Source organism: Parvibaculum sp., assembly GCF_049671045.1.
Classification (GTDB): domain Bacteria; phylum Pseudomonadota; class Alphaproteobacteria; order Parvibaculales; family Parvibaculaceae; genus Parvibaculum.
Genome location: NZ_JBATUH010000015.1, coordinates 52,527 through 77,113 on the forward strand (window position 1 = coordinate 52,527; position 24,587 = coordinate 77,113).

The following is a 24,587-nucleotide window of genomic DNA, read 5'->3' on the forward strand; positions in this document are numbered from 1 at the left end:
GGCGAGGCATCGCGGTTTCCGCTGCGTCAGGCGACGAGACGCTCGGCGATCTGCACCGCATTGAGCGCAGCGCCCTTGAGAAGCTGGTCGCCCGCGCTGAAGAGCGTTACCGAGCGGCCGCTAGGATCGCTGAGGTCCTGGCGGATGCGGCCGACGAGAATGTCGTCCTGGCCGGACGCGTCCTTCGGCATCGGGAAGTAGTTGTTCTCCCAGTCATCGACGAGCTTGACGCCGGGCGCGGTCTTCAGCAGCTCGCGCACTTCCTGCGCCGCGATCGGGCGCTCGCACTCGAATGTGAGCGCGACGGAATGGGCCCGAAGCACCGGCACGCGCACGCAGGTGGCCGAAACGCAGATGTCCGGGTCGCCGAAAATCTTCTTCGTTTCGTTGATGACCTTCGTCTCCTCGTCATTGTAGCCGGTCACGGGATCGACCTTCGTGTTGTGGCTGAAGAGGTTGAAGGCATAAGGATGCGGCAACACCGTGTTCTGATAGTCGCGGCCCTGCAGATAGGCTTCCGTCGAGGCACGCAGTTCCTCCATCGCTGCGGCCCCCGCGCCCGACGCCGCCTGATAGGTGGCGATGATGAGGCGCTTGATCCGGTTGCGCTGGTGCACGGGCCAGAGCGGCGTGATGGAAATCGTAGCCGCGCAATTCGGATTGGCGATGATGCCCTTGTGGCGCGCGATCTCGCCGCCATTGATCTCCGGCACGACGAGCGGCGTGTCGTCACTCATGCGGAAGGCCGAGGAATTGTCGACCACGACGCCACCTTCGCGCACCACGACGGGCGCGAACTGGCGGGAGACGGAACCCGACGCCGAAAAGAGCGCGATGCCGACGCCCTTGAAGCTCTCTTCCGTGAGCGCCTCGACGGCGACTTCCTCGCCGCGGAATTTCATCTTGCGGCCGGCCGAGCGGGGCGACGCAAGCAGGCGCAAGCCCGATAGCGGAAAATTCCGCTCCTCGAGGCAGCGGATCATTTCGACGCCGACGGCGCCCGTCGCGCCAACCACCGCGACGAGAGGTGAAGAGAGGTTCGAGGCCATTTTTCGTCTCCGTTATGCCGGATGAACGGAGGGGCCAGACCGCAAAAGCAAAAGCCCCGTCCGGTTCCGGCGGGGCTTGTCCAAGGGTCGCTCTGCTCTTTCGTTCAGATACGCGCCTTCGACGCCCGCCGAGTGGCGGTCGTGGTGACGGTCTGTTTTTTGAGCATCTGCGACGCGTTCTGCATGATGGCCGGACCATAGAGCAGCGTCGCGCAGCTGTCAAAAGGCCCGCCCGGCAAGGCTCACTCGCCCGTCTTCGGCTGGATGCGGAGCGCAAATTCGACGCCGATGACCTCGCCCGGCAAGTCGAATGGCGGCGGCTCGAATGGGCTCGCATTCTGGATCGCCACGGCACCGGCGCGGTCGAGCGCCACGGAGCCGGACGATCTGGTCAGTCGCAACCGGCGCAGCATGCCCGAGCGATCGATGAGCACCTGATATTTGGCCTCGCCGATCGCGCCGCGCGCGACCTCCGCGGGATAGACAAGCGCCGCCAGAATCCGGTCGCGCATTCGGTTCAGATAAGGATCGCCGCCGCCCTGCCCCAGAGTGTCGCTGAACGCGTCGTTCGGCGCCGCCCTGCTCGGCTGCGACGAGGTCGTCCTGTCTTGCGACCGCGTGACGCCATAGCCGGGCCGAAGCTGACGGGCCCAATCGGGCATCGCCGTCTTGGGCGGCTCCGGCTTCTTGATCTTCGCCTCGGGTTTTGGTGGCTCGTTCTTGACCGGCTTTTCCGTGCTCTTCGGCGCCTTGCCGGGCGCAATGTCCTTCGATCCGCCGGATTCGCGAATACGCTGCTGCTCCTGCGGCTTTTCTTCCGGCTTTGGCTGCGGTTGGGGCTGAGGCCTGGGTGGCTCCTGCGGCTGCGGCGGCCGGACGAGTTCAACCGGGATCGAGGGAGGCTCGGCCGGGTGTTTCAGCGGACGGACAGGCAGGCGAAGAAAAAGCGCCGATAGCAGAAGCGCGTTCAGCAGCAGCGCGAGCAGCAGGGTGACGGGAATGTTCCAGCGCTCGTTCCCGGCTGGCGGCGGTGGCGCGAGCGGGTCTGACGGGTCGAGTTGGACGGTGCCGGAAGCCGGCTCATGCGTCAGGGTCAGGGTCACAACACATAATTCCCGGGCGGCGGAATGTCCGCGCCACCTCGGGCGGACGTTACCTGCGGCAGAGACAAACGGCCAGACCCGGAAAATCCGACGCTGGCCGCTTAGTCCTGTCCGCCAGCCTCATGGATCAGCCGCAGGTAATGCTCGGCGTGCTGGTAGTAATTCTCACGGGCCACCGGGTCGGCGACACGGCCCGCCTCTTCGGCGAGCGCGCGGTAGCGCTCGAGATTCTGGCGCCACTGGGCAGGGTTCACCGCCTGCGCGCGCCCCGGCGAATGGCGCCGCGACGAGCCGGAGGTCCTCCGGTCAGTTCTTGATGTCATATGTCATTCGAGGCCGCCCAAAGGGACGGCGTCCTTGCTTTGCGAAACGATTGCGTATCGGCAAAGAAAAAAGGGGGAAGTGGCGCGAGGCATCACGGCGTACATCCGGCCTGTAATGCCGCAGGTCCGGCGCCGGGGCGACCCCGCGCAGCGAACCTTCGCGCTTGGAACTTAAATGGGGTGAAGCGCGCTCTTTACAAGCCCTCAGCCCCCATGACGCTCGCGATAGGCGAAAGCCGACAGAAGGAAGCGCCCGCCGAGAATGAGGGCGTCGGCATTGACGGCATGGCCGAGCCCGGGAAGCGCCTGCCCCGCCGCGACAACGCCCGCCTCGCTCAACGCCTTCACGGCGACATGCATGCCATAGACCGGCGCCAGTTCGTCGAGTTCGCCATTGATGAGCATGACGGGCGGGCGCGCCGTGATCTCCGCCGCCAGCCGCTCGCGCCCGACAAGTCCACCCCCATAGCCGAGAATGGCCGCAGGCGCGGCCTTGCGGCGCAACCCCGCGTGCAGCGCCATCACCGTTCCCTGGCTGAAGCCCACGAGAGCAAGCCGCGAGGCATCGAGCCCGAGGCGCTGAAGCTCGCCGTCGATGAATTCATCGACGCCCGCCTGCGCGGCGACCGCATCGTCATAAAGGCGCGGATCGCTCCCCGGCCGCTTGCCGATCCATTGATAGCCGCCATCCGCCGTTGCCGTCGGCGCATCCGGCGCGACGAAGGCGACGGTGGGCATGGAGCCCTGCCAGAAATCGGCAAATGACATGAGGTCGGCGCCGTTCGAGCCATAGCCATGCAGAAACACGATGAGCCATCTGGCGTCGGCGCTGTCCGGATCGCGGCGAAGGGCATTGAGCATGGGAACGCTTTCTCTTTGGCCGCCAGCATACACCGTCATGCCGCGAACCGAAGACGCATGGCGGAATTTTCCGGTTCAGGCCCGGCGCTGCGCGTAGGCTCCGAGCCGCGCGCTCGCCTCCGCGATGACGGCGTCCTGCTTGCAGAAGCAGAAGCGCGCGAGATAGCGCGGCGCGGCGGCGGGATCTGCATAGAAGGCCGAGATCGGAATGGCCGCGACCTTGGCCTTGACCGTGATGTCGCGGCAGAACTCCTCATCCGTGCCGTTGAAGCCGAGCGGCCGGAAATCGGCGCTGATGAAATAGGTGCCGTCCGCCGGCAGCACATCGAAGCCCGCCTCTTTCAGCCCCCGCGCCATGAGATCGCGCTTTGCTTCCAGCGAGCCCGCAAGGCCCGCAAAGTAATCGTCACCCTTGCCGAGCCCGTAGGCGACGGCCGTTTGCAGCGCCGGCGGCGTGGTGAAGGTCACGAACTGATGCACCTTCATGATCGGCGTCATGAGATGCTCGGGGCCCGTGACATAGCCGATCTTCCAGCCGGTGAGCGAGAAGGTCTTGCCCGCCGAGCCGATCCGCACACAGCGCTCGCGCATGCCGGGCAGCGTCATCAGCGGCACATGGCGATGGCCGGAAAAGACGAGATGCTCATAGACCTCGTCGCAAACGGCATAGGCGTCGTGCTCGATCAGAAGCGCGGCGATGGCGTCGAGCTCAGCGCGGGTGAAGACCTTGCCCGTCGGGTTCATCGGCGTGTTGAGCAGGATGAGCTTCGTCCGGGGCGAGAAGGCCGCCGCGAGCTTCTCCAGCGGCAGCGACCAGAGTGGCGGCTCGAGCGCGACGCTCACCACCTTCGCGCCCGCCGCCTCGATGATCGGCTTGTAGCTGTCATAGGCGGGTTCGAGGATGATCGCCTCGTCCCCCGGATTGAGGAGGCCGAGCAGGCAGTCGTTCAGCGCCTCGGTCGCGCCGGAGGTGACAAGGACTTCCTTCTGCCAGTCCACATCGAGGCCATAGAAGCGCTTGTTGACGGCGGCGACCGCCTGACGAAGGGCAGGCATGCCGGGCATGGGCGGATACTGGTTTGGCCCATCGACGATCGCCCTTGCGGCTACGGCGCGGACGTCGTCCGGGCCCTCATCGTCCGGGAAGCCCTGCCCGAGATTGAGCGCGCCATGCTCGGCCGCGAGCGCGGACATGACCGTGAAAATCGTCGTGCCCAGATTCCCGAAAACACCGTTCACCGGCCGCATCGCGCCTTCCCCCTTACCTTTTTATTACCCTTGCCCGGCCGTGCCGGCGGGCGGGAGAATGTCAAACCGCCGGCGCGCCTGCAAATCTCCGCCCGATTTGCCGCATGCCCGCTTTTTACCCAAACTGACCGTTTATTGTGCAGCGCTTTCGGCCACTACCGGGCAAGCTCTCGGCGCTTATTCGCAACTATTTGATTTCAAACAACATTCTAGTTCTCGTCGTGTGGCACGACACATGCTATCAGGCTGTTGACGGCGGATGCTCCGACCCAAGCCATAGGATGTCAGACATGAAGAAGATCGAGGCGATCATCAAGCCATTCAAACTCGACGAAGTGAAGGAGGCCCTTCAGGAAGTCGGGCTGCAGGGCATCACGGTCACCGAGGCGAAGGGCTTCGGGCGCCAGAAGGGTCACACCGAACTCTACCGGGGCGCGGAATATGTCGTCGATTTTCTTCCGAAAGTGAAAATCGAGGTCGTCCTCGACGATGCGATGGTGGCGAAGGCGGTCGAGGCCATTCAGCAGGCCGCGCGCACGGGCCGCATCGGCGACGGCAAGATTTTCATTTCCACGATCGAGGAGGCGATCCGCATCCGCACCGGCGAAACCGGGACGGACGCGATCTGACGCGACGAGCCGCCTGCGAACCATCCGAACCAAACACCGCTACACACCCATCCAGAACGGGGAAGATTAAATGGCTGACTACGCCTCCATTCAGCAGCTCATCAAGGAAAAGGACGTCAAATATATCGACCTGCGCTTTACCGACCCGCGCGGCAAGCTGCAGCATGTGACGTTCGATATCGGCTTCTGCGACGAGGAGTTCTTCGCGCAGGGCACCATGTTCGACGGCTCGTCCATCGCCGGATGGAAGGCGATCAACGAATCCGACATGGTGCTGCTGCCCGATCTCGCAACGGCGGTCATGGACCCCTTCTACGCGCAGAACACGCTCGCCATTCTCTGCGACATCGTCGAACCGGCGACCGGCGAACTCTATTCGCGCGATCCGCGCTCGACGGCGAAGCGCGCTGAATCGTTCCTGAAATCGACCGGCATCGGCGACACCATCGTCTTCGGCCCGGAAGCCGAATTCTTCATCTTCGACGATGTGCGCTTCTCCACCTCGCCCTACAAGACGGGCTTCGAGGTCGACTCCATCGAGCTGCCGACGAACTCCGACACGCGCTACGAGGTCGGCAATCTCGCCCACCGTCCGCGCATGAAGGGCGGCTACTTCCCGACCAATCCGATCGACAGCGCGCAGGATCTGCGCAGCGAGATGCTCACCGTCATGCAGGAGATGGGCGTCGTCATCGAGAAGCATCACCATGAGGTGGCCTCCGCCCAGCACGAACTCGGCACGAAGTTCCAGACGCTGACGACGGCGGCCGATCACATGCAGATCTACAAGTATGTGATCCACAACGTCGCCCAGGCCTATGGCAAGACCGCGACCTTCATGCCGAAGCCGGTCTTCGGCGACAACGGTTCGGGCATGCATTGCCACCAGTCGATCTGGAAGAACGGCAAGCCGCTCTTCGCCGGCAACAAATATGCCGATCTCAGCCAGGAATGCCTCTGGTATATCGGCGGTATCCTGAAGCATGCCAAGGCGCTCAACGCCTTCACCAACCCGCTCACGAACAGCTACAAGCGCCTCGTGCCGGGCTATGAGGCGCCGGTGCTGCTCGCCTATTCGGCGCGCAACCGCTCGGCCTCCTGCCGCATCCCGCACGGCACCTCGCCCAAGTCGAAGCGCATCGAGATCCGCTTCCCCGATCCGGGCGCGAACCCCTATCTCGCTTTCGCGGCGATGCTGATGGCCGGCCTCGACGGCATCGAGAACAAGATCGATCCGGGCCAGCCGATGGACAAGGACCTCTATCACCTGCCGCCGGCCGAGCTGAAGCAGATCCCGACGGTCAGCGGCTCGCTCCGCGAGGCGCTGACTTCGCTCGAGGCCGATCACGCCTTCCTCACCAAGGGCGGCGTCTTCTCGGTCGAGCAGATCGAAGCCTATGCCGAGCTCAAGTGGGAAGAGTGCCTGCGCTACGAGATGACGCCGCACCCGGTCGAGTTCGATATGTATTACAGCGTCTGATCCGCCTACGGATCGGATGGAAAGGCCGGAGCGAAGTCTCCGGCCTTTTTCGTTTCAGGCAGCGGGAATGAGGCGGAAGCGCACGCCGCAGATCAGCACGGCCCCGCCCTCGACCGGAACGCCATGACGGCGCGCCGCCTCGATGACGCGGGCGGGATCGCTCACCGCAATGTCGATGCCGACGACGCCGGTTCCATCCTCGTCGACTGGTGGCACGAAATCGACGTAACCACGCGCGAGATCGAGACGTGCTCCGGACGGGCCTTCCGTAACCGCGACGCCGAGCAACTGGCCCCAGCGCGCCGCCGTCGCGGCCGGGCTTTCCGACTGAATGGCGACGCCGAGAAGCGCCGTCGAAACCTCGTTGCGCGCATTGCGCCAGTCGTGCCCCGCCGGAGGCCAGTCGCTGTCGCGGTCGAACCAGTCGGCCACGCCCACGACGGAATCGACGGAAGTCAGCACGCCGCCGAAATCGCCCGGATGAAAATGCGTGAACGTATAACGGCCATCGCGCTCGGCGATCACTCTGGCGCCGAGGCCCCTTATCCGCTCGCGCTCGCCAGACGCATCGGCGGCCTCGAATATCACCATATAGCCAGCATCGCCGCCGCGCCTGCGGAGATAGCGAAGCGCCGAGGCATCTTCCTTCACCGGCTGCACGACTTCCAGAAATTCGCCGCCTACCGGCATGACAGCGTTGACGAGCCCGAAAATGCCGACACCCGGATCGTTATAGGCGACCTTGAGGCCAAGCACATTGGCGAGCCGATCGACGACGGGTTCCAGATCATGCGCGACGAGCGCCACCTGCCGAAGCCACATCACATTCCTCCCCTGTTTCCCGAAGCAACGTGATCGGCGGATGCCTCTCCGTCAAGCCGGCAGGAACGATCGCATCGCTGAAACGAATCCCCTCGCGCGCGACTTCATGCCACCGATGAGCGCGACCGCCCTGCATTCTTCCGCGCGGCGAATGACGCATTATTCCGTATACGTCTATTTTGCGTCAATCATGCTGACCCTCATTCGTCGCAGTCAAATCAGGCTTTTGTTATTGACGTTCCGCACCGATTTGGCCTAGCCTTTTCCTGCATCAGAGACTTGAAGGAGGAGGTTTCAGAAGATGAATCCACCGACGCAAGGAAGGTTCTGAAAGTTTTGAACCTTGCACTTCATCGTCACCCTGTCGCGTTCTACCTGCGTAGTCGGTCAGCAAACATTGTAGGCCACAGAGCGCAACACAAGTCTGACGTCAGCATTACGCACATTGAGTGCGCAGGCGATCGAGACAATGGATCAGGCCCGGCTTTAAAGCGCGGGCGAGTGCCAGAGGCACATCCATAAGCAACCCCGCAAGGAACGCCCGACAGGAGATCCGGGGCTTCCGCTAAGCGGGGTTGCATATGTTCAGAACAAGATATCCCCACTTACAATCCAGAAACGGCTCCCTATTTCCGCTCCTGCACGGCAATGCCGCCGCGTTGCCGAATGGACCGATGCCGGATAGCGTTTGCGCATCGGACAAAGGGAATGAGAGGGATCTCATGTCGAACGCGCGCGTCGTGCTCTGGGGCATCATTGCCATCATTCTGCTGGGCCTGATCTGGCTCTTTTCCAGCGTCAACACCATTCCGCGTCAGGACGAGGCAGCGAATGCGGCATGGTCGCAGGTTCTCAACCAGTATCAGCGGCGCGCCGACCTCGTTCCCAATCTGGTGTCGACCGTCAAAGGCTATGCGGCGCATGAGGAAAAGGTGCTGACCGAAGTGACGAATGCGCGGGCGCGTGTGGGCCAGCTTCCGGCGCCTGATCCCAGCGATCCGAAATCGGTGGAGCAATATGACCGGGCGCAGCGCGAACTCGGCGGCGCGCTCTCGCGCCTGCTCGTCGTCGCGGAGCAATATCCCCAGCTCAAGGCAAACGAGAATTTCCTGACGCTGCAATCGCAGCTCGAGGGAACGGAGAACCGCATCTCGGTGGCGCGCCGCGACTATATTCAGGCCGTGCAGACCTACAACACGACGCTCCGCACCTATCCCGGCCGGTTCGTCGCGGCGATCTTCTATCCCTCCGCCCAGCCACGGGCCAACTTCGCGGCCGAGGCCGGCGCGGAAAAGGCGCCGCAGGTTCAGTTCTGATGCCGCGCCGCCCGCCCCTGCCTGCGCTTCTGCTCGGGCTCTGGCTGGGGCTCGCGGCAGGCGCGGCGCTTGCCGCCGGCATCGTCTTTCCGCCGCTCACCGGGCGGGTGGTCGACGCGGCGCATGTGCTGCCCGCCGATGACATCGCCAGGCTCGAGGCAGCGCTCGGCGCGCATGAGGCCAGGACGACGAACCAGGTGGTCGTGGCGACCGTGCCGTCGCTTCAGGGGCGCGACATAGAAAGCTACGCAAATGAACTCTTCCGCACATGGGCCCTCGGGCAGAAGGACAAGGACAACGGCGTCCTCTTCCTCATCGCGCCCAACGAGCGCGAGATGCGGATCGAGGTCGGCTACGGGCTCGAGGGAACGCTGACCGACGCGCTGGCAAGCCAGATCATCCGCAACATCGTCACGCCACGTTTCAGGGAGGGTGATCTTCCCGGCGGAATCGAGGCAGGCACGAACGCGATCCTGACGGTTCTGGGCGGCGGCGCCCTGCCCCAGGAAACGGGCGATCAGGGCGACTGGCGGGACGCGGTGCCCTTCCTCATCTTCTTCCTCGTCTGGATGTTCTTCGTCGCCAATGCGCGCCGTCGCGGCGGACGCGGCGGCGGCATCTGGTGGGGCGGCGGAGGCGGAGGATTTGGCGGGGGCTCGGGCGGCGGCTTTGGCGGAGGCGGCGGTAGCTCGGGGGGCGGCGGCGCCTCCGGCCGATGGTGAGGTTCTCAAGGCAGGGAAGAAGCGAATGGCCCGTCCCGCCTCTGCCTGCCCGTCATGCCGGGCTCGACCCGGCATCCATTTTCTCGGACGAGCGCGGCAAAGCTGGACCCCGGATCAAGTCCGGGGTGACAGCCTGAAATTGAGGCGTGTGTCATGCCCCTGCCCGCCCGTCATGCCGGGCTCGAACAGCGTCAGCGCACCAGCGCTGCCGCCGTCTTCGCCTCGTTCTTCGCATAGGCGCGGAACGCCTTGAAGACGCCGAGATTGAGATCCGGGTCGAGGCCCTGCCCCATGCGCAGAATCTGCAGGCAGAACCAGCCCTGCTGCCCCCAGCCATTGAGCGCCTTCACGATATTGAAGCGGCTGTGCGGCCCGAGAAGGCCGGGGCCGATGCGCAGCGATTTTTCATAGGCGGGCACCTCGCGCACGGCGCCGCAGAGAAGCCGCGCGGGCGCGGAAGGATCGACGCAGAGCGGGCGCGCAAGGCCGACGACGTCCATCGTGCCCGAGGCGAGCGCTGCATTCATGCCGCCGATGGTGCGGAAGCCGCCCGTCACCATGAGCGGCATCGTCACCGCTGCGCGGATGTCGCGCGCATATTCGAGGAAATAGGCTTCGCGCGCGATGGTGCTCTCCTTGCGCTTTTCGGCCTTCTCGGGATGGAGCGTCATATCGTCGAGACCGACGAGGCGCGGCTGCTCGTAAGTGCCGCCCGAGATTTCGAGAAGGTCGATCGCCTCGGCATTGAGCCATGCGGCGACCCTGATCGAATCCTCATGCGAGAAGCCGCCGCGCTGGAAGTCGGCGGAGTTGAGCTTCACGGAAACCGGAAAATCCGGGCCGACCGCCTTGCGGATGGCGCGCACGATCTCGAGGAGAAGGCGTGCGCGGTTTTCGAGGCTGCCGCCCCATTCGTCCGTGCGCGTGTTCACATCGGGCGAAAGAAATTCGGAGATGAGATAGCCATGCGCGCCGTGAACCTGGACGCCTGTGAAGCCCGTCTCCCGCGCGATGGTGGCGACATGGGCGAAGCGCCGGATGACATCCTCGATCTCGGCGCCGGTCATGGCGCGCGGCTTGCCGAATTGCGCGCCCGGCATGTCGAGCGGCTTGTCGGACGGAGCCAGGGGCTCGCTGTTCACCGATGCGGGCGTCTGGCGGCCTGCGTGATTGATCTGCATCCAGAGATGCGTGTCGTTGACGGTTCCCGCCTTCGCATAGGCGCGCAGCGCGGCGAGGGCTTCGCTCGACTGCGGACCGTCGATCGCGACATTGCCGGGGCGCTCCATGCAGCGGCGATCGACCTGCACATTGCCGGTGAGGAGCATGCCCGCCCCGCCCTCCGCCCAGCGGCGATAGAGCTTCACATGGGCCTCGGTGGCGCGGTTCTGCGCATCGGCCAATCCCTCGGTCATCGCCGCCTTGGACAGACGGTTTTTCAGGACCGCGTCGCAAGGGAGCGTCAGGGGCGTTGCAATGGTGGTTTTAGCCACCGGGGACGGACTGTCGGACATCGCTTTCACCTTCGCAATTTCGGTCGCAATTTCAGCAATGTCCGAATGTGGCATATCGGCCGTTGGAGGCAAGCCGGCCGTTTCACGTAAGCCAGACGGGGCGGACATAGCCAAGGCGAGCGAATTGCGGGCGCCCGGCGGGCGGTACTAGACTGACGCATGGCTTCGGGCGGGACCTCAGAGGATCGCACCATGCAAGGCGTCAGGATAAGGACGGCGAAACCCAAACTTCCGCCTGCGTCCATTGCCGCGCTCGTCGGCAAGGCCAGACTGAAATTCACAACGTTCGCTCGCAAAATGGTGCCGCCGCCGGTGGCTCTCATCGAGATGCTTTCGGGCTTCTGGATCTCGCAGGCGATCTCGGTCGTGGCGAAATTCGCCGTCGCCGACCATATGAGCGAAAGCGCCGCCATCTCCGCGCGCACGCTTGCCGAGAAAGTGGGCGCCGACCCGGACGCGCTCTATCGCGTGATGCGCGCGCTCTCGACCGTCGGCGTCTTCAACGAGGATAGTCTCGGCAATTTCCGACTGACGCCGCTCGGCGCGACGCTGAGGACCGACCATCCGCAATCCATGCGGCATTTCTCGATCTTTCAGGGCCAGATCAACTGGGCGAACTGGGGCGACCTCGCACATTGCACCCAAACGGGCGGCAATGCGATCGAGCATCTGCATGGCATGAAGTCGTTTGAATATCTCTCGGGCGACAGGGAGCGCGGCGACATTTTCGACAAGGGCATGATCAATGTTTCGGAGATGGAACTCGACCCCATTCTCGCGGCCTATGACTTCTCGCCCTTCAAGACGGTCGCCGACATAGGCGGCGGCTATGGCGCGGTGCTCGGCTCGATCCTCATGCTCAATCCCGGCATGAAGGGCATCCTCTTCGATCTGCCAGCGACCGCAGAGGGCGCGCGGCGCTATCTCGACGCCTCAGGGCTCGGCGCGCGGGTGACGGTCGAGGGCGGCAGCTTCTTCGAGGCCGTACCCGGCGGCGCCGACGCCTATGTGATGAAGCACATCATCCATGACTGGTCGGACGAGGAATCCATCCTCATCATGAAAAACATCCGCGCCAAAATTCCGCCCTCGGGGAAACTCCTCCTGCTCGAACACGTCATCCCCGCGCCGGGCGTCGCGCATTTCTCGAAATTCCTCGATCTCGAAATGCTGGTGGCGACGACGGGCCGGGAACGCACCGAGGAGGAATATCGCGCGCTGATGGCCAAGGCGGGCTTCAGGCTCGACCGCATCGTGCCGACGGTGGGGCTTGCCAGCGTGATCGAGGCGAGTCCGGCCTAGAAACCCGGCCGATCCGGGGTCATTTGCCCCATCCGCCTCCCCCGCCCTACAATCGGCCTCGATTCGTTCCCCCAGCTTCAAGTTCGAGTTTTCATGGCCGCTCGCAAGCCGACCAAGCCCGCCGCCCCTATCGACGATCTCTTCGCCGCTGCGCCCAAGGCGCCGAAATCGCCAAAATCCGCGCCCAGAGCCGCGAAGGATGACGGCACCTACTCGGCCAAGGACATCGAGGTTCTGGAGGGGCTCGAGCCCGTGCGCCGGCGGCCGGGCATGTATATCGGCGGCACCGACGAGAAGGCGCTGCACCATCTTTTCGCCGAAGTGCTCGACAACGCCATGGACGAGGCCGTGGCGGGCCATGCGGGCTGGATCGACGTCACACTGCATGAAGACGGGAGCCTGACGGTCGCCGACAATGGCCGCGGCATTCCGATCGACCCGCATCCCAAGTTCAAGAACAAGTCGGCGCTCGAGGTCATCCTCACCACGCTCCATTCGGGCGGCAAGTTCGGCGGCAAGGCCTATGAGACATCGGGCGGCCTTCATGGCGTCGGCGTCTCAGTGGTCAACGCGCTTTCCGACCGGCTCGAGGTCGAGGTCGCGCGCGACCAGACCCTCTATCGCCAGATCTATGAGCGCGGCGCGCCGAAGACGAAGGTGATCGACGAAGGCCGCATCCATAACCGGCGCGGCACGAGGATCACCTTCCATCCCGACGCCGAAATCTTCGGCAAGGGCGCCGCTTTCAAGCCAGCGCGGCTCTACCGCATGGCGCGCGCGAAAGCCTATCTCTTCGGCGGCGTCGAGATCCGCTGGCACTGCGCCCCCGCGCTCATCAAGGACGAGACGCCCGCCGAGGACGTGCTGCATTTTCCGGGCGGGCTCGTCGACTTCCTGCGCGCCGAGATCGGCGAGCAGGACTGGGTGACGGCCGATCCCTTTTCCGGCAAGGTCTCGCGCGCGGGCGCGCATGGCGCGGCCGAATGGGCCATCGCCTGGCATGGCGGCGGCGAAGGCATTGTCCATTCCTACTGCAACACCGTGCCGACCAGCGAGGGCGGCACGCATGAGGCGGGATTGCGCGCGGCGCTGACCAAGGGCCTCAAGGCCTATGGCGAACTCGTCGGCAACAGGAAGGCGGCGCAGATTCAGGCAGAAGACGTACTCGGCACCGCGACCGTCCTGCTCTCCGTCTTCATTCGCGAGCCGGAATTTCAGGGGCAGACGAAGGAAAAGCTCGCAAGCCCCGAGGCGCATAGGCTGGTCGAGAAGGCGATCGGCGACCATTTCGACCACTGGCTCACGGCCTCGCCGCAGCAGGCGAACAAGCTCCTCGACTGGGTGATCGACCGCTCCGAGGACCGGCTGAGGCGGCGGCAGGAGAAGGACGTCGCGCGCAAGACGGCGACGCGAAAGCTGAGACTGCCGGGCAAGCTCGCCGACTGCGCTCAGGCTGGCGCCGAAAATTCCGAACTCTTCATCGTCGAGGGCGATTCGGCCGGCGGCTCGGCGAAGCAGGCGCGCGACCGCGCGACTCAGGCGATCCTGCCCTTGCGCGGCAAGATCCTCAACGTCGCCTCCGCGAGCGGCGCGAAGCTGCAGCAGAACCAGCAGATCTCCGATCTCATTCAGGCACTCGGCGTGCGCACGGGCTCGCATTATCGCGACGCCGATCTTCGCTACGAGAAGATCATCATCATGACGGACGCCGACGTCGACGGCGCCCATATCGCCTCGCTGCTCATCACCTTCTTCTACCAGGAGATGCCGGACCTGATCCGGCAGGGCCACCTCTATCTTGCCGTGCCACCGCTCTACAAGCTCAGCCAGGGTGGCAAGACGGCCTATGCGCGCGACGACGCGCACAAGGATGAGCTCCTGAAGAAAGAGTTCAGGAGCAACGCCAAGGTGGAAATAAGCAGATTCAAGGGCTTGGGAGAAATGCTTCCCTCGCAACTCAAGGAAACAACCATGGTGCGCGATAAGCGGACGCTGCTGCGCGTGGTGGTTCCCGAGGCCGAGGTGAAGGAGACCAGAAGCGCCATCGAGCGGCTGATGGGCAACAAGCCCGAGTTGCGCTTCCAGTTCATTCAGGAACGCGCGGCCTTCGCCACCGATCTCGACATCTGACGCGCGGATATTTGATTCCGGGGCGGAAGCATCGCGCCTAGAATGAGGACGCCCCGGCCAGCACGGGAAAGAGGCCGGGCGGCCGATGGAGGCACATCATGCGCGGTGTCCACAAATTCGCCTTGGCTCTTGCCATGACTGGATTTTTCGGGAGTGCGGCCTTCGCGTTTCCGGTCGTCTCCTATGTCGATCAGACCTCGCTCTACAAGCCTTCCGTCATCTCGGCGGGCGGCTTCAACGTGGAGCTGCGCGGCGCCCCCGCTCCCGGCATGGATGCGGCCGCCATCGTCGCCGGACTGCATGGACCGGCATGGGCGGGCGGCGCGCCGCTGAGCCCCCTCCCCGCCAATGCGGCTCCGGGCAAGGGAACGCGGCTCGTGCTTATCTTCAACGGAGCGAGCGCGCCGAGCGAAACCGCCTGCACGGATGCGGCCGCCCTTGGCGGCGCCGAAGCCGCGCCGGGCGCACCGTTTCGCGTCATCGCGATTTATTGCATGAGCGACAGGATGGTTGCGCGCGGCGCGCTTTCCGCCGACAGCGTTCAGGGACAGGGCGACGAGAATTATCGCGCGGCCATGCAGTCGCTCCTCGCTGCGATGTTTCCGCCACAGGGGCTCACTATATCGCCCTTTGGCGGCGGGATTTAGCGTCTCATTGGCATAGGCGCCCAAGGCGAGAATTGACAACGCCTCCATATTCCCTATGTTTTGCGCGGAATTGCGGACAGCGCGGCCGCGGAACGACGCGCAAAATGGCTGCCCCCTAGACAGAAGCGTCCACGGGCCCTGCGAGTGGGCCACCATCGGGCAGCCGGTAAATGGTGTAAAACGGGCCTCATTATATGAAATTTGACGAACTCGGCCTTGGGGCCGATGTGCTGAAGGCAGTAGCCGAAACCGGCTACACTGAACCCACTCCCATTCAGGCGAGGGCCATCCCGCATGTGCTTGACGGGCGCGACGTGCTCGGCATCGCGCAGACCGGCACCGGCAAGACGGCGTCCTTCACGCTGCCGATGATCGACCGGCTGGCACGCGGACGCGCCAGGGCGCGAATGCCGCGCTCGCTCATTCTGGAGCCGACACGCGAGCTTGCGGCGCAGGTCGCGGAGAATTTCGAAACCTACGGCAAGTACAGCAAGCTCTCGATGGCGCTGCTCATCGGCGGCGTCTCCTTCGGCGACCAGGAAAAGAAGCTCGACCGTGGCGTCGACGTTCTCATCGCCACGCCGGGCCGCCTGCTCGATCATTGCGGACGCGGCAAGGTGCTGCTCACCGGCGTGCAGATCCTCGTGATCGACGAGGCCGACCGGATGCTCGATATGGGCTTCATTCCCGACATCGAAGAAATCTGCAAGAAGATCCCCTTCACGCGGCAGACGCTCTTCTTCTCCGCGACCATGCCGCCCGAAATCCAGCGGCTCACCGATACCTTCCTTCAAAATCCCGAACGCATCGAAGTCGCCCGCCCCGCTTCCGCCAGCGCCAACATTACGCAGGCCGTGGTCAAGACCGCGCGAGAGGACAAGCGCGACACGCTCCGCCGCCTCATCCGGGCGGAGAACTGCAAGAACGCCATCATCTTCTGCAACCGCAAGCGCGACGTCTCCGTCGTGCAGCGCTCGCTCGAGCGGCACGGCTTTTCCGCCGGCGCGCTTCACGGCGATCTCGACCAGTCGACGCGCATGAAGACGCTGGACGGCTTCCGCTCCGGCAATATCCGCCTTCTCGTCGCGAGCGACGTCGCCGCGCGCGGCCTCGACATCCCCGATGTGAGCCACGTCTTCAATTTCGACGTGCCGACACATGCCGAAGACTATGTCCACCGCATCGGTCGGACCGGCCGCGCGGGAAAGTCCGGCATCGCCTATACGCTAGTGACGCGCGAGGACAGCAAGTATCTCACCCAGATCGAAAAGCTGATCGGCACCGAAATTCCGGTGCATGACACCGCTCCCGGCCATGAAGCAGCGGCGCCCGCAGAAGGCGCGGCTGAAGCAGCCGAGGGAGGCGAGCGCAAGCCCAGGCGCGGCCGCGGGCGCGAGCGGGCACCCCAGCCGGTCAAGGCCGAGCCCATTCTCGATTCCGAGGCCCTGCCCCCCGCCGATCCGGTTGCCGAACTCGTCTCGGAGACGATCCACCAGGCCCGGCCTGCGGAACCCGCGCGCGGCGAGCAGGAGCGGCGCGAACGGCCGCAGCGCGAGCGCCATGGCGGACGGGGACGTGGACGTCATGACGAGGATGAGGGATCGAAGGTCATCGGGCTTGGCGATCACGTTCCGGCCTTCATGCTGCGCGCGGTGAAGCTGCCGAAAAAGACCACCAAGGACATCGAGGAAGAAGAGGTCGCCGAAGCTCAGGGAGCGTGACGATCTCTCTTTCCGCGAGGATTTGAATCGGGCGGCCCTTCGGCCGCCCTTTTCTTTGCGCGTCAGACGCCCTGATTGAGAAAGCGATGCGCGACCGCCGCGTGAAGCGCGATGCCGGCCGCCATGCAGTCCTCGTTGAGCACCATGTGGTTCGAGTGGCAGGGCGCCACATGGCTGTGATGCCCCTCGGGCATGGCGCCGAGAAACATCATGCAGCCGGGCATGCGCTGGAGCACATAGGAGAAATCCTCCGCGCCCATAACCGGCGCGGGCGCCGAAATATAGTTCTCCACCCCCAGCACATCGCTGGCCACGCCGCGCGCGAAGCTGACGAAGTCGGCATCGTTGATCGTCACCGGATAGATGCGGTCGATGCGAACGCTCGCCTCGCAGAGATGCGCGGCGGCGATGTTCGTCGCCACACGCTCGATCCCCTTATGCGCCATGTCGCGCGAACGCTCCGAACAGGCGCGCAGCGTGCCGAGCATGGTGGCGTTTTCGGGGATCACATTGTTCGTGGTGCCCGATGTGACCTTGCCGCAGGTGAGGACGACGGGGTCGAAGGGATCGATGCGCCGCGTGACCATGGACTGAAGCGCAAGGCCGATCTCGAAGGCCACCGGGATCGGATCGACCGCCATATGGGGCATGGAAGCGTGACCGCCCTTGCCCTTGATCTCGATCGTCCAGACATCGGACGAGGCGAGCATCGGCCCCGGTCGGCAGATGACAGCGCCGGAGCGGAAATTCGGCGTCACATGAAGCGCGAAGGCGGCGTCGGGCCGGGGATCGGCATCGAGAAGGCCATCCTCGATCATGTGGCGGGCGCCCGCATAGCCCTCCTCTCCCGGCTGGAACATGAATTTGACGGTGCCGGGCAGCTCGTCGCGATGGCGGTGGAGAAGATGCACGGCCTGAACGAGCATGGCGGTGTGCGCATCATGCCCGCAGGCATGCATGCGGCCCTCGAACTCGCTGGCGAAATCGAGCCCGGTTTCCTCCCGCATGGGAAGCGCATCCATGTCGCCGCGCAGGAGAATGGTGCGGCCGCTTTGCGAGCCCGGCTTCGTGCCCGTGAGCGAGACGACGAGACCCGAGGTCGAGGGCCCGCGCGCGATCTGGACGTCGAGGCCGTCGAGCCTTTCACGCACCGCTTCCGTCGTCAACGGCAGGTCGAGGCCGAGTTCCGGCTTCGCATGGATGCGGCGGCGCAGGGCGATTGCCTCAGGAAGCATGGCCTCGGCCTCGCCGAGAAAACGACGAATGTCGGGCATGATCCCCCTTCAAATGCGAAGGCGGCGCCACCGGGGCGCCGCCTGCATCATTTCCAATGATTTACTTCTTGATCTGCGAGGCCAGAAGCTTGCGCGTCTTGAGGCCATAGGGCGGACGGAACATCTCCACCACCATCTTGGCCTTGGCCTGCGTGTAGATCGCCTTCGCATGGCTGAAGGTCTTGAAACCGTCGACGCCATGATAGGCGCCCATGCCGCTCGGGCCGACGCCGCCGAAGGGCAGATCTTCCATCGAGACATGCATGATGACGTCGTTGATCGTCACGCCGCCCGAGGTCGTGCGGTCGAGCACCTGCCGCTCCTCCTGCTCGTCCTCGCCGAAATAGTAGAGGCCGAGGGGGCGCGGATGATCGTTGACGTAGCCAAGCACTTCCGTCACGTCGCGATAGGACTTCACAGGCAGGACCGGGCCGAAGATCTCGTCCTGCATGACCTTCATGTCGTCGGTCGGGTTCAGGATGATCGTTGGCGGAATCTTGTGGGCCTGCTGCTGGCTGAAGTCCTCGTTCGCCGGATTGATCTCGACAACCTTCGCGCCCTTCGCCTTGGCATCCTCGACATAGCCGTTGATGCGCTCGTAATGGCGCTGGTTGATGATCGAGGTGTAATCCGGATTGTCCTTGATGGTCGGATACATCTTCCTGATCGACTTCGTGGCCTCGGACACGAATTCATCGACGCGGCTCTCGGGCACGAAGACATAGTCCGGCGCGAGGCAGATCTGGCCGGCATTGAGCGTCTTGCCGGTCATGATCTTGGCCGCCGCGTCTTCCATCTTCGCCGACTTCGACACGATGACCGGAGACTTGCCGCCAAGCTCGAGCGTCAGCGGCACGAGATTTTCGGCCGCCGCGCGCATGACGTGATGCGCGATCGAGGTCGCGCCCGTGAACAGAAGATGGTCGAAGGGCTGGCTGCTGAACGCCTGGCCGACCGCCGGTCCGCCGGTGATGACGGCGACTTCCGTTTCGTCATAGGCCGAGCGGATCATGCGCGCCATGAGTTCCGACGTCGCCGGCGTGAACTCCGACGGCTTGATCATCGCGCGGTTGCCCGCCGCGAAAACGCCCGCGAGCGGCGTCCACGTCAGATTGATCGGAAAGTTCCACGGGCTGATGATGCCCACCACGCCCAGCGGCTGGTACTCGACGCGCGCCTTGGCGCCGAGAAGACCGAGCGGGAACTGGACCTTGCGCTTTTCGGGCTTCATCCACTGGCGCAGATGCTTCTTGGCGTGCTTCAGCGGCCCGAGCGAGCCCATCACGTCGGTCAGCAGGGACTGATCGTGGCTGCGGTGCCCGAAATCGGAAGCCAGCGCCTCCGCGATCTCCTTCTGGTTGTCCACGAGAAGCGCGATCGCGCGGTCGATCCAGTCGATGCGCTTTTCGGCGGAGGGAGGGCCGTCCTTTATATGGGCTGCCTTCTGACGATCCAGAATGTTACGGATCGAGGCCGAGATTGCGCTCGCATCCGCCTCGTTAGCCTTGGACTCGGCCAGACTCATGTTCTTTTCCTCCTGTTGCGCGCCTTCCCGGTGCAGCTCTCATTAAGGGAAATATACATGACAAGCGGGTCCCGGTAGACCTGCGTTTTGACAATCTTCACTCTCAATATGACGCAACGTCAACCGTGCCGGATGTGCCATTTCAGTCCCCGGTTTACCGGCACGTAACAAAGATCGCCTAGCTTCGGAGCTGTAGAGACCAGCCACCCCCGGGCGGCTCGGGGATGGCGACAAGGTGAGGATAGGGATTTGACTTATACAGACGACATCGCCGTCGCCACCGAATGGAGCACGAGGGCTCTCGGCCTCATGGCCCGACATGGCGTCGTGCCCCTGCCGGAAAACTACGATATCTGGTTCCGCTACGTCTCCGGCCATAATAGCGAGCTGAATGACGAGATCGACAAGCGGCTGAAGGAAGGCCAACCGATCAACGAGAAGACCTCGGCCGAACTCCACCAGCGCTTCGCCAGCCACGAGTCCCTCGCCGAGGCCGCCCTCGACGCCGGCGAAAGGCTGAATGTCGAAGTCGACAAGATCATGAAGCTGGTCGAGGCGACCGCCGATGGCTCCAACGAGCTTGGCACCTCCATGCGGCAGGCCAGCGCCGAGCTGACCGCCAAATCGACGCCCAAGGATGTCCGCCGCGTGGTCGAGGCCATCGTCACCGCCACGCGCAAGATGGAAAACCGCAGCCGGGAACTCGAAGCGCGGCTGAACGAAACCAAGGGCGAGCTGAAGACGCTCAGGACGAACCTGACCAAGGCGCGCAACGAAGCACGGACCGACGGCCTGACGGGCCTCGCCAACCGCAAGGCATTCGACGAAGCGCTCGCGCAGGAAATCGCGCAGGCGACCAGGGAGCAGACGCCGCTCTGCCTCGTCATCGGCGATATCGACCACTTCAAGCAGTTCAACGACACATGGGGCCACAGGACGGGCGACCAGGTGCTGCGCCTCGTCGCAAGCTGCCTCAAGTCCGGCGCCAGAGAGCGCGACACGGTGGCCCGCTATGGCGGCGAGGAATTCGCGATCATCGTGCCCGGCGCCACGACGAGCGAAACGGAAAAACTCGCCAATGGCATTCGCGAGGTCGTGCAGGCGCGCGAACTCGTCAAGCGTTCGACGGGCGAGACGCTTGGCCGCGTGACCATGTCGCTCGGCGTGGCGACGATGCGGCCCGGCGAGAGCCCGGCCACGCTCATCGAGCGGGCAGATGCCTGCCTCTACGCGGCCAAGCGCGGCGGCCGCAACCGCGTCGTCAGCGAGACGCAGGACCTCCAGATCAGGGCCAAGGCGAGCTGAGACCCGCAAGCCCGCGCCCTGCCTCCATGAAATTGACGCAACGGAATCCTCGTCCGCATTTTTCGCGCACCCGATAGCCGTTGCGCCGCTTCATCCCGGCTTCCGTCGCGCGGCGGCCACGTCTATGCTCGCCCGCAATTCGACATCGGAAATCGCGGCGACGAGAGGCCAGAATGACCACCCGCAACACCATCACGCTCGAGGCGAACGACGGCATCGCCCTGCTCACCCTCAACCGGCCGGAAGTGCTCAACAGCATCAACATGGAGCTGATCGCCGAGGTGCGCGCGGCGCTCGCCGAGGTGAAGGCAAACGCCGATCTGCGCGTGCTCGTGATGACGGGCGCGGGACGCGGCTTCTGCGCGGGCGCCGACCTCGCCGCACAGGGCTCGCGGCAGGAAGGCATGAGCGCCGGCCAGGGCGTCGCGCATGGCATGGAAGTCGCCTTCAACCCGATGATGCGTGAGCTGATGGATCTCGGAAAGCCCGTCATCGCGGCGGTCAACGGCATGACGGCCGGCGGCGGCGTGGGGCTTGCGCTCGCGGCGGACATCGTCATCGCCGCGCGGTCGGCGACCTTCATTCAGGTCTTCGGACCGCGGCTCGGCCTCATCCCCGATCTCGGCACGACATGGACGCTGCCGCGCCTCGTCGGCCGCGCACGCGCGCTCGGCCTTGCGCTCACCGGCGACAGGCTCGCCGCTGAAACCGCCGCCGAATGGGGCATGATCTGGAAATGCGTCGATGACGACGCACTGATGGGCGAAGCCATGTCGCTCGCCCAGAAACTCGCCAAGGGCCCGACCAACGCCTTTGCCGAGATCAAGAAGGCGCTCGACATTTCCGAGCGCCATACATTTGCGGAGCAGCTCGACTATGAACGCGAGATTCAGGGCCAGCTCGGCGACCATCCGAATTTCATCGAAGGCGTGACCGCCTTCCTTCAGAAGCGCGAACCCAAATTCAAGGGCTGAACAGGTTTAGGGAGACAATCATGGAATTCGAGCGCGTAAGACTCGAGATCGACGGGCCGGTCGGCACGCTGACGCTGAACCATCCGGAAGTCATGAACGCCGTTTCGCCGGAAATGCTCGGCGGGCTCATGAAGGCGATGGATGAGGTGGAAGACGCGAAGAACGGTCTGCGCTGCCTCGTCATGACGGGCGAAGGGCGCGGCTTCTGCACCGGCGCCAATCTGCAGGGGCGCGGCGACAACAATGCCGGGCGGACGGATGCGGGCTCGGCGCTGGAGACGGCCTATCACCCCTTCCTGCGGCGCCTGCGCAATCTGAAGATGCCCTTCATCACCTCCGTCAACGGACCCGCCGCGGGCGTGGGCATGAGCTTCGCGCTCATGGGCGATCTCGTGCTTTGCGCGCGTTCGGCCTATTTCCTCCAGGCGTTCAGGCGCATCGGCCTCGTGCCCGATGGCGGCTCGACATGGATCCTGCCGCGCCTCGTCGGCAAGGCACGCGCGATGGAGCTTTCGCTGCTCGGTGAAAAGCTGCCCGCCGAGACGGCGCTCGAATGGGGCCTCGTCAACCGCGTCTTCGACGATGCGAAGCTCGCCGAGGAAACGAAGAAGCTCGCGCATGATCTCGCCAATGGCCCGACCGTGGCGCTAGGCCTCATCCGTCAGCTCTATTGGGAGAGCACCGACAACACCTATGAGGAGCAGCTCAATCTGGAGCGCCAGAACCAGCGCACGGCCGGCGACTCCCGCGACTTCAAGGAAGGCGTGCGCGCTTTCCTCGAAAAGCGCCCCGCGCAATTCAAGGGAGAGTGACGATGCAGCCGGCGGCGATTGAAAACTGGCACAGGGTGGTGAAGTCGAAAGACCCGAAAGGTCTCGACGCCATTCTCGCCGACGATGTGGTGTTTCAATCGCCCGTCGTGCACACGCCGCAACGGGGAAAAGCGATCACCACCGCCTATCTGACGGCGGCGATGCATGTCCTGAGCAATGACGACCGCTTTTGCTATGTTGGCGAATGGTTCGGCGCGGATTCCGCCGTGCTGGAATTCGAGACGGAGATCGACGGCATCGTCATCAACGGCATCGACATGATCGGCTGGAACGAGGAAGGCAAGATCAACCGCTTCAAGGTGATGGTGCGGCCGCTGAAGGCGATCAATCTCTTGCACTCGCTCATGGCCGAGCGCCTCGCAGGCATGATGAAGGCTTGAGCTTCCTCGACGCGGCCGCGCCGCTCCAGGATGACAAGAAGACAAGGGCGTCCCCGGCGGGGGACGCCCTTTTTTCGTCAATCTATGGCGTAGATCCGGGGCCCGCCCGCGACCGCGCCGGGAGCCGCGATCTCGAAAATCCTGAGCGGTCCCTGCCGCTCGCCCGGCATGCCGGGAACGCCCACCGGCATCCCCGGGACCGAGATGCCCGCGATCTTCGGGCGCTCATGCAAGAGCCGGTGGACATATTCAATCGGCACATGCCCCTCGACTAAATAACCGTCGATGAGAGTGGTGTGGCAGCCGAGAAGTTCCTCGGTGACGCCGAGCGCCATTGCCCTGGCAACAAGATTTTCGTCGACGACGATCTTCACATCGAAGCCGCTCTGCCGGAGATGGTCGGCATATCCGTCGCAGCATGTGCAATCGGGCGACTTGTAAAGCGTCGCCATGCGCGGCGCGGATTTCGCCGCAAGAGCGGCGACGGGCATCGCCATGGCCGCAACCGCCGACAGCAGGACAGCGACGGCCAGACGGCGCGCGACGCGAGGCCGCGCGAACTTCATTTTCTGAAACATGACTTTCTCCTGATGGTGTAACGAACGATCCGATCAGGCTGAAAGCCGGGGCGGCGACAGTTCCGGCGCGTGCGTCCAGGGCCGCATCGCCGCGGGCGGCGCCACCTCGAATTCGTCCGTACCGGCAAGATCGAGCGCGATCGCCGCCATCGGGATCACGGCCGGCACGCCGCAGGAAATCTGGCAGGAGGAGGAAGCCGGAACGGTTCCCTCATGCCGGGAGCATCCGTCGCACGCGGCACCGGCGGGGGCCATTTCCGAAAGCATTTTGGAGTGTCCGTCGGAGAACGGCACGGCATGCATCCCCACGCCGAAAAGGACGGCGGCGAGAAGCGAAAGAATGGCGCCCCAGGATGCGAATTTCGACGTCATGCGCGCGAGTTTGACCAGCCCGGCAGCCAAACACAATGGCGCAATATGTCCGCCCTATTCCCTCGGCGCACTCTTTCGCGTCCGCTTCGCCGCAGGCTTTTTCCGGGTTGCGGACCGCGCCGCCTTCGCAAGCTTTGCCGACCTTGCGGTCCGCATGACGGCGAGAGACTTCCGCGCCCATTGCACAAGCTCATCCGGCTCGTCATAGAGGCGCTCGGGCACTTCGTAATAGTGGAGCGCCCCGGTCTTTCCATTGCGCATTTCGTAGGTGAAGGGCTCCATCCCCTCTCCTTCGAAATCGGCGCGATTGGTGTCGTCGACCTTGAAGTAGAGCGTTTCCTCGAAGATGAGGCCGAACATCAGATCGTCGAGATAGACGCCCGCGCCGCCGAACATGCCGCGCATGCGCACGGGGCCGAGCCCTTCAAGCTGTTCGGCGACGAATTCCTTGTATTCGGCGCTGACGGCCATGCGTCTCT

24 protein-coding genes are annotated in these 24,587 nt (G+C 64.3%); 12 read left to right on the forward strand and 12 right to left on the reverse strand.

Translation table 11 applies throughout. The annotated features are described in order from the left end of the window. Nucleotides 1–26: 26 nt before the first annotated feature. The 5 genes from WBG82_RS01075 to WBG82_RS01095 form a co-directional block, all read right to left on the reverse strand. Nucleotides 27–1,049, reverse strand: a complete 1,023-nt coding sequence (locus tag WBG82_RS01075) for an aspartate-semialdehyde dehydrogenase (RefSeq protein WP_424420289.1) — start codon at nt 1,047–1,049, stop codon at nt 27–29. A 242-nt stretch (nt 1,050–1,291) separates the two neighbouring features. Next, nucleotides 1,292–2,152 carry a TonB family protein gene (locus WBG82_RS01080; protein ID WP_424420292.1) on the reverse strand — a complete coding sequence of 287 codons (861 nt, stop codon included), beginning with the start codon at nt 2,150–2,152 and terminating at the stop codon, nt 1,292–1,294. A 101-nt stretch (nt 2,153–2,253) separates the two neighbouring features. Next, nucleotides 2,254–2,475, reverse strand: coding sequence for a DUF4167 domain-containing protein (locus WBG82_RS01085; protein ID WP_424420294.1), 222 nt, complete (start codon nt 2,473–2,475; stop codon nt 2,254–2,256). A 204-nt stretch (nt 2,476–2,679) separates the two neighbouring features. Then, a complete protein-coding gene (locus WBG82_RS01090) occupies nt 2,680–3,336 on the reverse strand; it encodes an alpha/beta hydrolase (protein ID WP_424420296.1) in 657 nt (218 codons plus the stop codon). A gap of 75 nt (nt 3,337–3,411) precedes the next feature. Beyond that, nucleotides 3,412–4,584, reverse strand: coding sequence for an aminotransferase (locus WBG82_RS01095; RefSeq protein WP_424420299.1), 1,173 nt, complete (start codon nt 4,582–4,584; stop codon nt 3,412–3,414). Between the two features lie 290 nt (nt 4,585–4,874). On the opposite strand from WBG82_RS01095, the gene WBG82_RS01100 reads away from it, so the two are divergent. Both WBG82_RS01100 and glnA read left to right on the forward strand, forming a co-directional pair. Then, the gene (locus WBG82_RS01100) at nt 4,875–5,213 is read left to right on the forward strand and encodes a P-II family nitrogen regulator (RefSeq protein WP_424420301.1); all 339 of its coding nucleotides are present in this window, start codon (nt 4,875–4,877) and stop codon (nt 5,211–5,213) included. 70 nt (nt 5,214–5,283) lie between these two features. After that, nucleotides 5,284–6,693, forward strand: a complete 1,410-nt coding sequence (glnA, locus tag WBG82_RS01105) for a type I glutamate--ammonia ligase (protein WP_424420303.1) — start codon at nt 5,284–5,286, stop codon at nt 6,691–6,693. A 54-nt stretch (nt 6,694–6,747) separates the two neighbouring features. Here glnA and WBG82_RS01110 read toward each other — a convergent pair whose 3' ends face one another. Next, nucleotides 6,748–7,515: a VOC family protein gene (locus WBG82_RS01110; RefSeq protein WP_424420306.1), complete on the reverse strand. Its 768-nt coding sequence runs from the start codon at nt 7,513–7,515 to the stop codon at nt 6,748–6,750. A 722-nt stretch (nt 7,516–8,237) separates the two neighbouring features. Here WBG82_RS01110 and WBG82_RS01115 point away from each other — a divergent pair. Both WBG82_RS01115 and WBG82_RS01120 read left to right on the forward strand, forming a co-directional pair. Further along, nucleotides 8,238–8,831, forward strand: coding sequence for a LemA family protein (locus WBG82_RS01115; RefSeq protein WP_424420309.1), 594 nt, complete (start codon nt 8,238–8,240; stop codon nt 8,829–8,831). Further along, entirely contained in the window at nt 8,831–9,553 is a 723-nt protein-coding gene (locus tag WBG82_RS01120) for a TPM domain-containing protein (RefSeq protein ID WP_424420312.1), read from the forward strand. Before WBG82_RS01115 ends, WBG82_RS01120 begins: the two co-directional genes overlap by 1 nt. Nucleotides 9,554–9,744: 191 nt before the next feature. Here WBG82_RS01120 and WBG82_RS01125 read toward each other — a convergent pair whose 3' ends face one another. Next, nucleotides 9,745–11,067 (reverse strand): NADH:flavin oxidoreductase/NADH oxidase family protein, encoded by a 1,323-nt coding sequence (locus WBG82_RS01125; protein WP_424420314.1) that lies wholly within the window; start codon nt 11,065–11,067, stop codon nt 9,745–9,747. A gap of 192 nt (nt 11,068–11,259) precedes the next feature. On the opposite strand from WBG82_RS01125, the gene WBG82_RS01130 reads away from it, so the two are divergent. The 4 genes from WBG82_RS01130 to WBG82_RS01145 all read left to right on the forward strand — a co-directional run bounded on the left by WBG82_RS01130 (nt 11,260) and on the right by WBG82_RS01145 (nt 16,867). Beyond that, entirely contained in the window at nt 11,260–12,369 is a 1,110-nt protein-coding gene (locus WBG82_RS01130) for a methyltransferase (RefSeq protein ID WP_424420317.1), read from the forward strand. 93 nt (nt 12,370–12,462) lie between these two features. Continuing rightward, nucleotides 12,463–14,499: a DNA topoisomerase IV subunit B gene (gene parE, locus WBG82_RS01135; protein ID WP_424420319.1), complete on the forward strand. Its 2,037-nt coding sequence runs from the start codon at nt 12,463–12,465 to the stop codon at nt 14,497–14,499. A 98-nt stretch (nt 14,500–14,597) separates the two neighbouring features. Beyond that, nucleotides 14,598–15,146 carry a hypothetical protein gene (locus WBG82_RS01140; RefSeq protein ID WP_424420321.1) on the forward strand — a complete coding sequence of 183 codons (549 nt, stop codon included), beginning with the start codon at nt 14,598–14,600 and terminating at the stop codon, nt 15,144–15,146. Between the two features lie 194 nt (nt 15,147–15,340). Next, a complete protein-coding gene (locus WBG82_RS01145) occupies nt 15,341–16,867 on the forward strand; it encodes a DEAD/DEAH box helicase (RefSeq protein ID WP_424420324.1) in 1,527 nt (508 codons plus the stop codon). 62 nt (nt 16,868–16,929) lie between these two features. Here WBG82_RS01145 and WBG82_RS01150 read toward each other — a convergent pair whose 3' ends face one another. Beyond that, on the reverse strand, nt 16,930–18,141 hold the full coding sequence (locus tag WBG82_RS01150) for a M20 metallopeptidase family protein (RefSeq protein ID WP_424420326.1): 1,212 nt from the start codon (nt 18,139–18,141) through the stop codon (nt 16,930–16,932). A gap of 61 nt (nt 18,142–18,202) precedes the next feature. Next, a complete protein-coding gene (locus WBG82_RS01155; RefSeq protein WP_424420328.1) occupies nt 18,203–19,666 on the reverse strand; it encodes a coniferyl aldehyde dehydrogenase in 1,464 nt (487 codons plus the stop codon). Nucleotides 19,667–19,915: 249 nt separating this feature from the next. Between WBG82_RS01155 and WBG82_RS01160 the strand changes: the two genes are divergently transcribed. From WBG82_RS01160 to WBG82_RS01175, 4 genes are all read left to right on the forward strand, one after another. Then, on the forward strand, nt 19,916–20,971 hold the full coding sequence (locus tag WBG82_RS01160; protein ID WP_424420331.1) for a GGDEF domain-containing protein: 1,056 nt from the start codon (nt 19,916–19,918) through the stop codon (nt 20,969–20,971). 173 nt (nt 20,972–21,144) lie between these two features. Then, nucleotides 21,145–21,945 (forward strand): enoyl-CoA hydratase-related protein, encoded by an 801-nt coding sequence (locus WBG82_RS01165; RefSeq protein WP_424420334.1) that lies wholly within the window; start codon nt 21,145–21,147, stop codon nt 21,943–21,945. A 20-nt stretch (nt 21,946–21,965) separates the two neighbouring features. Continuing rightward, the gene (locus tag WBG82_RS01170; RefSeq protein WP_424420336.1) at nt 21,966–22,757 is read left to right on the forward strand and encodes an enoyl-CoA hydratase/isomerase; all 792 of its coding nucleotides are present in this window, start codon (nt 21,966–21,968) and stop codon (nt 22,755–22,757) included. A gap of 2 nt (nt 22,758–22,759) precedes the next feature. Next, a complete protein-coding gene (locus WBG82_RS01175) occupies nt 22,760–23,158 on the forward strand; it encodes a nuclear transport factor 2 family protein (RefSeq protein WP_424420339.1) in 399 nt (132 codons plus the stop codon). Between the two features lie 77 nt (nt 23,159–23,235). Here WBG82_RS01175 and WBG82_RS01180 read toward each other — a convergent pair whose 3' ends face one another. From WBG82_RS01180 to WBG82_RS01190, 3 genes are read right to left on the reverse strand one after another with little or no spacing between them, the layout of a single operon-like run. Then, a complete protein-coding gene (locus WBG82_RS01180; RefSeq protein WP_424420342.1) occupies nt 23,236–23,736 on the reverse strand; it encodes a DUF411 domain-containing protein in 501 nt (166 codons plus the stop codon). A 33-nt stretch (nt 23,737–23,769) separates the two neighbouring features. Next, complete coding sequence (locus WBG82_RS01185) at nt 23,770–24,108, reverse strand: hypothetical protein (RefSeq protein WP_424420344.1); 339 nt, start codon at nt 24,106–24,108, stop codon at nt 23,770–23,772. A gap of 54 nt (nt 24,109–24,162) precedes the next feature. Continuing rightward, nucleotides 24,163–24,579 carry a TfoX/Sxy family protein gene (locus WBG82_RS01190; RefSeq protein ID WP_424420347.1) on the reverse strand — a complete coding sequence of 139 codons (417 nt, stop codon included), beginning with the start codon at nt 24,577–24,579 and terminating at the stop codon, nt 24,163–24,165. Between the last annotated feature and the right edge of the window lie 8 nt (nt 24,580–24,587).